Origin of the sequence: Mesorhizobium sp. M7A.F.Ca.US.014.04.1.1 (genome assembly GCF_003998745.1) — a bacterium.
GTDB classification, from domain to species: Bacteria; Pseudomonadota; Alphaproteobacteria; order Rhizobiales; family Rhizobiaceae; genus Mesorhizobium; species Mesorhizobium ciceri.
In genome coordinates this window covers 1-673 of record NZ_RZRW01001297.1, presented here as the reverse complement: position 1 = coordinate 673, position 673 = coordinate 1, and the positions used below count along the sequence as shown (strand labels likewise).

The window sequence follows — 673 nt, the reverse complement described above, 5'->3', positions numbered from 1 at the left end:
ATGGCCTAGCGCCTGGCCGTTATCGAGCAGTTCGGCGGTCTGACGGTGGCCGAAGGCGAGGGGGCGTTTCGGAAGCAGAAGTCGCCGATTGACCTCGACCACGCTGGCTTATGGAAGGTCTGGCGACAGTCATTCCGGAACTCCCACCATGGCGAATTCCGATATCAAGCGGCACAGCCGTGTCTGCTCAGCCAGTTCTCGATCAGCAGAAACAGCACTGCAACGAACAAGTCCGTGTAGGTCGTACTACCCGGCGGTTCCGTAAACTGTCTTGTGTTCTTGCGTATGCGGAAATTCGATATTTCTGTGGGCGCCCCAAGCCTCAGCAAAGAGACGATAAATGCCGGCGACCAGGATATTGTGGGGGCAACTCGTTGCCGTGCTTCTGATCGTGCTGGTCACTACTTGGGGCGCGACGCAGTGGACCGCATGGCGGCTTGGATTCCAGCCGCAGCTCGGGGATCCATGGCTCGAGCTTGCCGGCCATTCCATCTATCCGCCGCCGGCCTTTTTCTGGTGGTGGTTTTTCTACGATGCGTATGCGCCAGAGATTTTTCTGGAGGGTGCGCTGATCGCGGCGAGCGGCAGCTTTATCGCGATCGCAGTGGCCATCGGTATGTCGGTGTGGCGGGCACGGGAGGCGAAGAATGCCGCCACATATGGTTCTGCACGC

1 pseudogene is annotated in these 673 nt (G+C 59.1%); it reads left to right on the top strand.

Features of this window, described 5'->3' with window-relative positions:
• Positions 1–340 precede the first annotated feature (340 nt).
• Positions 341–673: pseudogene (locus EOA22_RS36175) on the top strand (conjugal transfer protein TraG); the annotation flags it as partial.